3 protein-coding genes and 1 pseudogene are annotated in these 2951 nt (G+C 73.6%); 2 read left to right on the forward strand and 2 right to left on the reverse strand.

Translation table 11 applies throughout. The features are described from left to right. Together ACWGDE_RS37820 and ACWGDE_RS37825 are read left to right on the forward strand one after the other, a co-directional pair. On the forward strand, positions 1-642 hold a 642-nt coding region (locus ACWGDE_RS37820), incomplete at its 5' end, for a cytochrome P450 (protein ID WP_453393618.1). Between the two features lie 8 nt (positions 643-650). Next, on the forward strand, positions 651-878 hold the full coding sequence (locus ACWGDE_RS37825) for a ferredoxin (protein ID WP_453393620.1): 228 nt from the start codon (positions 651-653) through the stop codon (positions 876-878). 17 nt (positions 879-895) lie between these two features. On the opposite strand, the gene ACWGDE_RS37830 is transcribed toward ACWGDE_RS37825, so the two are convergent. Beyond that, positions 896-2626 (reverse strand): cation:proton antiporter, encoded by a 1731-nt coding sequence (locus tag ACWGDE_RS37830; RefSeq protein ID WP_453393619.1) that lies wholly within the window; start codon positions 2624-2626, stop codon positions 896-898. A 15-nt stretch (positions 2627-2641) separates the two neighbouring features. Then, positions 2642-2951: pseudogene (locus ACWGDE_RS37835) on the reverse strand (hypothetical protein); the annotation flags it as partial.

Raw genomic sequence — 2951 nt, forward strand, 5'->3', positions numbered from 1 at the left:
CGCGAGCAGCTGAACGGCTTTCTGCGCGAGCTCATCGGCCACAAGCGCCGGACGCCGGGCGAGGGGCTGCTGGACGAGCTGGTCGCCCGGCGGCTGGAGACCGGCGAGACCGATGTCGAGGAGCTGGTCTCGCTGGCCGCGATCCTGCTGATCGCGGGGCACGAGACCACGGCCAACATGATCTCGCTCGGCACCTTCACCCTGCTCCGCCATCCGGAGCAGCTCGCCGAACTGCGCTCCGAACCGTCCCTGATGCCGGCGGCCGTGGAGGAACTGATGCGGTTCCTGTCCATCGCGGACGCCATGCTCCGGGTGGCGACCGAGGACATCGAGATCGGCGGGGTGACCGTCCGCGCCGACGACGGGGTGATCTTCTCCACCTCCGTGATCAACCGCGACGAGTCCGTCTTCGAGCGGCCCGACACGCTGGACTGGCACCGGTCCACCCGGCACCACGTGGCCTTCGGCTTCGGCATCCACCAGTGCCTGGGGCAGAACCTGGCCCGCGCCGAGATGGAGATCGCCCTCGGCACCCTCTTCGGACGGCTGCCCGGTCTGCGCCTGGCGGCGGACCCGGACCGCATCCCCTTCAAACCCGGGGACACCATCCAGGGCATGATCGAACTGCCCGTGACGTGGTGAGCCGGCCCGTGCGCGTCTCCATCGACACCGGCGTCTGCATCGGTGCCGGGCAGTGCGCCCTCACCGCGCCCGGCGTGTTCACCCAGGACGAGGACGGGCTGGGCGCCCTGCTGCCGGGCCGCGAGGACGGCGGCGGCAGTCCCCTGCTGCGCGAGGCCGTCCGGGCGTGCCCGGTATCGGCGATCACCGTCGAGGAATCCGGGGCTCGCGGGGCTCCCGAGGGCTCCGGCGGCTGAGGCCCCGGCGACCGGGCTCAGTGCCCGGAGCCCGAGCCGGCGAGCCGCTGGAGCCGGGCTTCGTCCAGGTCCAGCGCGTGCTGGGCCCGGTTGATGGCCTGGGAGCCGTACACGCCGGTCGAGCGGGCGGCCAGTACGGCGTCCCGCGCGGCCGCGATGACCCCGAGCCGCAGGTCGACGTACTGTGCGCGCTCGGCCTCGGCCACGGGGGCGCTCCCGGCGGGGTCCAGCCGGGCGTCCTCGCGGACCCTGGCGACGACGCCGGGTGCGTAAGGGCTGCCGTCGCCGCGCGCGAGGTCCGGGTCCTCCAGGACGGCCCGGCCGGCGGCGGCCACCTCGGCGAACAGCCGCCGGTCCTCGTCGCGCAGCCGGTCCGCGTCGTCTCCGGGGACCTTCACGGTCCGGATGACGGCGGGCAGGGTCAGCCCCTGGAGCAGCAGGGTGGTGGTGGCGACGACGAAGGCGACGAGCAGCAGCTGGGGGCGGTACGGAGTGTCCTCGGGCAGGGTCTGTGCGGCCGCGACGGTGATGGCCCCGCGCATCCCGGCCCAGGCGAGGGCCACGCCACTGCGCCAGCCGAGGCTCTCGTTGACCTTGAAGTCGACGTCGGCGGAGGCCCGGGTGACCCGGTGCTTCATCTGCTGCCTGCGCTCGGGCGTCAGCGGCCTGCGGGGCCTGATCCGCTCGTCGGGCTCCGGGGCGCCGAGCCGGTCCATCAGCCAGTCGAGTCGCGGCTTCAGCTCGGCGGCCCGCCGCGCGTCCTTGCGTACGAAGGCGATCAGCGGGGCGACGAACACCATGCGCGCCACGATGACCAGGGCGGCGGCCGCGAGGCCGATGAGCAGGGCCCGGGTCGCGCTGAGACCCTGCTCGGCGACCGAGTCGAGCAGGCTCTTGAGGCCCAGGCCCATCAGGAGGAAGATCGCGCTCTCGAGCAGGAAGGCGAGCGTGCGCCAGTTCATGGCTTCGGTCAGCCGGTCCTGGGCGCTGAGGAAGCGCGGGCTCTGGTGTCCGGTGACCAGGCCCGCGACGACGACCGCCAGCACGCCGGAGGCGTGGAGTTCCTCGGCGGGCAGGAAGGCGACGAAGGGGACGACGAAGGAGATCGCCGTGTTCAGCAGGCTGTCCTTCAGCAGGGCCCGCACCCGGACGTTGACGAGGCCGACGACCAGGCCGACCGCGACGGCCACGACCACGGAGAGCAGGAAGTTCCCGGCCACCCCGGCCAGGGAGACGGTTCCGGCCATCGCCGCGATCGCGGAGCGCAGCAGCACCAGCGCGGAGGCGTCGTTGACGAGCCCCTCGCCCTCCAGCATGGTCAGCAGCCGTGACGGCAGGCCGAGTTGCTTGCCCATGGAGGTGGCGGCGACCGCGTCGGTGGGGCTGACGACGGCACCGAGGGCGAAGGCGGCGGGCCAGCCGAGCCCCGGCACGAGCCAGTGGAAGAGCCAGCCCGCGCCGAGGGTGGTGACGACGACGAGCAGGACCGCGAGGCCGCCGATGGCCCCGAGGTTGCGGCGGAAGTCGGACGCGGGCATGTTGACCGCCGCCGAGTAGAGCAGCGGGGGCAGCACGCCGGCGAGGACCCATTCCGGCTCGATGGCGAGCACCGGCACGCCGGGGACGAAGCTGAGGGCGATGCCGACGACCACCAGGCTCAGCGGGGCGGCGAGTCCGAGCCGCTTCGAGAAGGCGGCGACGGCGACGATGCTGATGACGCCGACGATCAGGACGAGGGTCGTTTCCATGCGCGGTGAACCGGACTACTCGGCGACCGCCACGGGCGGCGCCGGCAGTACCGCGACCGCCTGCCGCTCCAGCGCCAGGGCGCCGTCCACCAGCTCCGCGCACGCGTCGAAGAGCGCCCGCCGCCCGGCGGCGTCCGCCTCCGGATCCGCCGCACGGGCCAGCTCCGCGAGCCCCGACCACTTCCGGCCGGACTCCCGGAAGAGGTCGGCGGCTTCCGAGTGCCCGGCGAGGTCGAGGAAGTCCGCGTACAGCGGCCGGGTGGCACCCGGGGAGGTCCACTCCTCCTCCAGGCAGGCGTACAGCCGTCCCGTGCCGGCCGCGAAG

Source organism: Streptomyces sp. NPDC054956, assembly GCF_053609185.1.

Excerpts from the sequence above, each read along its gene's own strand:
- ACWGDE_RS37830 (WP_453393619.1), bottom strand. The coding sequence starts at position 2,626 with ATGGAAACGACCCTCGTCCTGATCGTCGGCGTCATCAGCATCGTCGCC.